General features: G+C 51.2%; 4 protein-coding genes. 3 read left to right on the top strand and 1 reads right to left on the bottom strand.

What is annotated here, in order from left to right; all coding sequences use genetic code 11:
* Together ACESLU_RS11015 and ACESLU_RS11010 are read left to right on the top strand one after the other, a co-directional pair.
* Nucleotides 1-1,694: long-chain fatty acid--CoA ligase (locus tag ACESLU_RS11015; RefSeq protein WP_372638699.1), on the top strand; the 1,694-nt coding region annotated here is incomplete at its 5' end.
* Between the two features lie 34 nt (nt 1,695-1,728).
* A complete protein-coding gene (locus ACESLU_RS11010; protein WP_372638698.1) occupies nt 1,729-2,229 on the top strand; it encodes a hypothetical protein in 501 nt (166 codons plus the stop codon).
* 114 nt (nt 2,230-2,343) lie between these two features.
* On the opposite strand, the gene ACESLU_RS11005 is transcribed toward ACESLU_RS11010, so the two are convergent.
* A complete protein-coding gene (locus ACESLU_RS11005) occupies nt 2,344-3,522 on the bottom strand; it encodes a cysteine desulfurase family protein (RefSeq protein ID WP_372638697.1) in 1,179 nt (392 codons plus the stop codon).
* A gap of 513 nt (nt 3,523-4,035) precedes the next feature.
* On the opposite strand from ACESLU_RS11005, the gene pgk reads away from it, so the two are divergent.
* Nucleotides 4,036-5,229 carry a phosphoglycerate kinase gene (pgk, locus tag ACESLU_RS11000; RefSeq protein ID WP_372638696.1) on the top strand — a complete coding sequence of 398 codons (1,194 nt, stop codon included), beginning with the start codon at nt 4,036-4,038 and terminating at the stop codon, nt 5,227-5,229.
* Nucleotides 5,230-5,454 lie beyond the last annotated feature (225 nt).

Here is a 5,454-nt window from a genome sequence, read left to right as displayed (position 1 = left end):
AGGCCGGCGACCGGGTGGCCATCCTCAGTGAAAACCGCTACGAATGGGCGGTTTTCGATCTGGCGCTGCAGCTTATTGGCGGCGTTAATGTATCGCTGTACACGTCGCTGCCTGCGGGACAGGTTAACTATATTCTTCAGAACTCGGAGGCGAAGATGTTTTTCGTCTCTACGGGTATTCAGCTGAAAAAAGCCCGGGAAGTTTTTGAGGATTGCGAACATCTCAATCGCATCATAGCATTTGATAAACCTAATATTGAGAACTACCTGGATGGTCCAGACGTCATGCTTTTTGATGAGGTGATGGCAGAGGGACTAAAGTTGTATCCGCAGCTCGAGCAGAAGATCGATGACCGGAGTAAAGCGGTGGAGCCGGAAGACCTGGCAACCCTTATTTACACGTCCGGCACGACGGGTCAGCCGAAAGGCGCTATGCTGACCCATCGCAATATCGTAAGCAATATCAAGGCGGCCCACAAGATGATTCATATCACCGAAGAGGACCGCTGCCTCTCTTTTTTGCCGCTCTGCCACTCGTTCGAACGCACCGCGGGACATTATGCCATGATGGCTGCCGGGGCGGAGATCTATTATGCCGAGAGCGTCGATACGGTTGCTAAAAACATGACCGAAGCACAGCCCACCATTATCATAAGCGTGCCGCGGCTGTTTGAAAAAATTTACAACCTGGTGAAAAAAAGCGTGGAAGAGGGGACGGCCGTCAAGCAGAAGATCTTTGAATGGGCCCAGTCGGTGGGACGAAAGTATGCCGACGGGGAGCGGGGATGGGTCTCGGTCCAGAAAAAGGCGGCGGACAAGCTGGTATTTGACAAGCTGAAAGAGCGGACCGGCGGAAGAATCCGCTTTTTTGTCTCGGGAGGGGCCGCCCTGCCTCCGAAGATCGGTGATTTCTTTATGGGCGCGGGACTGCATATTATAGAAGGATATGGCCTCACGGAAACGTCCCCTATCATGTGCTGCAATACCCTCGGAGATGAGCGGATGGGTACGGTGGGCAAGGTATTGCCCGGCGTCACGGTAGCCATACAGCGCCTTGAAGACAGTGAGATTGTTGCCGAAGTGAGCGGGGAAGACTACCCGACCGACCTGAGTTCGGAGCAGGGGGAGATCCTCTGCAGGGGACCCAATGTGATGGAAGGCTATTGGAAAAATGACCAGGCCACACGTGAGATGATTGATGACGACGGATTCCTGCATACCGGCGATGTGGGACGTTTTGTAGAGGGAAACCTGCAAATCACGGACCGCATTAAGCACATGATCGTAAACGCCGGCGGCAAAAATATTTATCCGGGTCCCATCGAAGACCTGTTTAAAACGAGCAAATGGATTGATCAGCTTATGATGGTCGGGGAGCGGCGGACCTATATGGCGGCGTTGATCGTCCCCGATTTTGAGGCTCTTGAGGCTTTTGCCAGGGAGGGGGAGTTACCCTATGATTCAACAGAGGAGCTGATCGCCAAAGAAGAAGTGCAAAATATCTATCGCAGGGAGATTCGGAATCAATCACGCGAGCTGGCTTCCCACGAGAAAATTCGCGATTTCCGGCTGGTGCCAAGCGAGTTTACGGTGGAGACCGGTGAACTAACGCCGACATTAAAGATTAAACGACGGATTGTCGAAGATAAGTACGACTATTTAATCGATGATATCTTTGACGATGATCGATCGTAGATAGGTAGATAGATATTCAACTGGTATTTTGTTCATGTCTTATACGATTTTCTATTGGACCCATATTGTTTCTTATGTAGCATGGCTGTCAGCGTGGGCGACAAGTTTTTTTTTAGCCTCCAAAGTCCGCGCGGAGAAGAATGACCGCCAGAAACAACTATTTATGAAATGGGAACGGCTGGCCACCGATACCGGGGCCCATCTGGGAGCGATCGGTATTTTGATTTCAGGCGGCGCCATGGTCTCTCTCCCCGGTGGTCCCCAATGGGGATGGTTTACTGTTCAACTTTATCCCTGGCTGGCACTGAAGCAGGGGATCTTTGTACTTATTCTGGTATTAATAGTGCTCTCGATGCGTCGCAGCAGTGCTTTTAGAAAAGCACTGAAGGGGAAACTGGAAGAAGCGGAAAAAGAGCGTACAAATGATAATATCCGCCGGAGATGGTCCTCCGCCTACCGGATGTCACTGCTGGTGTATCTGCTGGTGCTGATCAATACCTTTCTGGGACTGGTGAAGCCGTATCTGCTGGGCTGAGGCAGAGATTATTAAGGTATAGAATCCGGTCTTTTGCAAACCGCATGTGCGAGGTATAAAATTGCAGGTAGAATGTTATATGGGCCTATTTTAAGCGGATTGGTGTTCCAAACGTCAGGCGGGCGTTGCTTTCGTCATGCGGTTTACCACCACTTCGAGCTTTTCAACAAGAAAGTCGATATCTTCCACCGTATTGTCTTTACCCATGCTGATGCGAATGCTGGAGTTGGCCACCTCGGGTTCAAGTCCGATACCGTCGAGCACATGCGAGGGTTCTACCGTCCCGGAGGTACAGGCCGATCCATTGGATACGCAAATACCCTCCACATCCAGATTCAGGAGCAGCATTTCACCATCAAGTCCCCCTTCGGTATTGGGAAACGCAAGGTTGACAATGTGAGGCACGGCGGCTTCGGTGGCACCGTTAACCTGGTAGTGCTCGCCGAACTTGTCATCCAGTGCTGCTGTCAGGCGTTGCCGCAATTGCTTAAAATGCATACGGTGTTGTTCCATCTGTTCCGCGCACAGCTCAAACGCTTTAGCCAGTCCCACAATACCCGGTACATTCAGCGTACCGCCCCGGCGCCGCCGCTCCTGGGAACCGCCGTGCATCCAGGGAAGCCAGGGAGTAGCGTGACGCATATACAGCACGCCGATGCCCTTGGGACCATAGATCTTATGTCCGCTTATGCTGAGGAAATCAAGCCCCAGTTCATTCACATCCACCGGCAGTTTTCCAATACTTTGGACCGTATCCGAATGAAACGGGACCCGGTGCGCTTTGCAGACTTCCGCAATCTCTTTCAGGGGATTAATGGTGCCGATTTCATTGTTTACATGCATCAGTGAAACGAGGGCCGTGTGGTCCGTGATTGCTTCCGACACTTTTTCCGGCCGAATGATGCCGCTGGCATCCGGTTCAACATAGACCGGCCGGATGCCCTTTCGTTTGAGTGCTTCGGCTGTATGAAGTACCGCATGGTGCTCCAGTGGAGAGGTAACGATTTCTGTTTTCCCGGTCGCGTTCACAGCGCCTTTGATCGCAGCGTTGTCACTTTCCGTGCCCCCGCAGGTAAAAATAATTTCCGCGGGTTCCGCCCCGATAAGCCCGGCTATGGTTTCCCGTGCCTCTTCGACAGCTACCTTGGCTTTATTGCCCCGCTGGTGGGCGGAATTGGCATTGCCAAAGTGCTCGGTAAAATAAGGCTTCATTGCTTCCAATACGCGCTGGTCAACCGGCGTCGTGGCCGCATGGTCGAAATAAATGGTTTGCATGTCTCCGGTCTTACTCATTCAAATTACCCCGTTAAGATATTCAAAACTGAACAGAAAAGCAGGCTAGCCCGGATTTCTCACATATATATTATGGAATAAATTGTAACCTTTTGTAAAGCAATAAGTTGCATTCATATTTAATCCTTTCAAAAAATAACAAGGTGTTTTTCCTGCGAAATTTATCCTTCAGCTGTGTTAAAGATAAAAGGGTATGCTCAATGTACCCAGGTACATTTCCGCGACCATTTTATCTTCGCCTTGCTGACGAACCCCGAGAATTCGGGGCTTGGCGAGAAAACCGGACTAAATGCTTTTGGCAGGGAGCCTCCCGCCGTATACCAAAGCGAGTTTATTTATTTTTGATTCAACGTTGATCAATGCACCTTGCTACCGTATTTTGAGTTGAATTTTAATTTAAATATTCAACGTCCCGAAAAAGGGTTCTTGTTTATGATAAGCCGCCTCTTTATATGTTTCAGGGAGGGGAAATCCTTTTGCGGGGCTTGAGATCAAAACGGGCAAACAGTTATTATGGATAAGATGACGCTTAAGAATGTGGATATAGAAGGTAAAACAGTACTGATGCGTGTGGATTTTAACGTGCCGATTGAAGATGGAAAAATCGGTGATGACAACCGGATCGTCCAGGCGCTGCCTTCCATCGAATTTGTGATCGAAAACGGCGGCAAGCTGGTCCTCATGAGCCATCTGGGTCGTCCGGGCGGATCGGTTGACCCGTCGCTGAGCCTTCGTCCCGTATCCGAACACCTGCAGACGCTGGTTGATACGGACGTCTATTTTGCGGAAGACTGCATCGGTGAGCAGGCAACCTCCGTTATTGAACAGGCCGAACAAGGAGAGATCGTATTATTGGAAAACGTGCGGTTCCACGAGGGAGAGAAAGCCAATGACGAAGCGTTTTGCAAGCAGCTGGCCGCGCACGGCGATCTTTTTTGTAACGACGCATTCGGAAGCAGCCATCGTGCCCACTCCTCCGTTGCGGGCGTTACCCGTTTTTTGCAGCCGGCGGTTTCGGGCTTCTTGCTGGAAAAGGAAATAAAATATCTGAACGATTCGGTCAATAATCCCCGGCGTCCTTTTGTCGCCATACTGGGAGGAGCCAAAGTGTCCGACAAAATAGGGGTCATTGAAAACCTGCTGGGCAAAGTGGATACGATTATTGTCGGCGGGGGCATGACCTACACCTTCTACAAAGCCAAAGGATGGTCGATCGGCGATTCGCTGGTCGAGGATGAAAAAGTGGAGCTGGCCTCGGAGCTGATGGAGAAGGCCGCGGAACAGGGCATTAAATTTATGCTGCCGGTCGACTCAGTGGTAGCCAAAGAATTTAAGAATGATGCGGAACACAAGGTTGTGGACGAAGAAGGCATCGAAGACGGCTGGATGGGATTGGATATCGGTCCCCAGTCCTCCATAGCGTTTGGCAATATCATTAAAAATGCCCAGACGGTGGTTTGGAACGGCCCCATGGGAGTATTCGAGATGAAAAATTTTGCCGACGGCACCAATGCGGTGGCCCGGGCCCTGGCTGAGGCGACCGAAAGGGGAGCGACTACGATTATTGGCGGCGGCGATTCAGCGGCGGCTGTCAAGCAGGCGGGACTCGAAGAAAAGGTTTCGCACGTCTCTACCGGCGGCGGAGCCAGCCTGATGTTTCTGGAAGGCGAAGAGCTGCCCGGAGTGGTGTCGCTGACAGACAGGTAGTAATAGGTCAGGATGCTTTTTTCCTATAAATTACTACCCCTACAGCCAAGTCTTGACAGATGATGCCCGGCAGAGCCGGAATTGTTATGGGAGGGATCGGGCAGGATTGGCGATGGAATAGTTGACAGGATCTGTTTAGGGGGATAACCGTGCTCATGAGCATCGCTTAGCCTCCGGGCGTAGCACCGCCGCTCATCAGGTAAATGCCCAGTGCCACTAACACCA

This window comes from Fodinibius sp. (genome assembly GCF_041642155.1).
Taxonomy (GTDB): domain Bacteria; phylum Bacteroidota; class Rhodothermia; order Balneolales; family Balneolaceae; genus Fodinibius.
The sequence above is the reverse complement of the archived record's forward strand: the minus strand, read 5'-3'. Positions and strand labels throughout refer to the sequence as shown.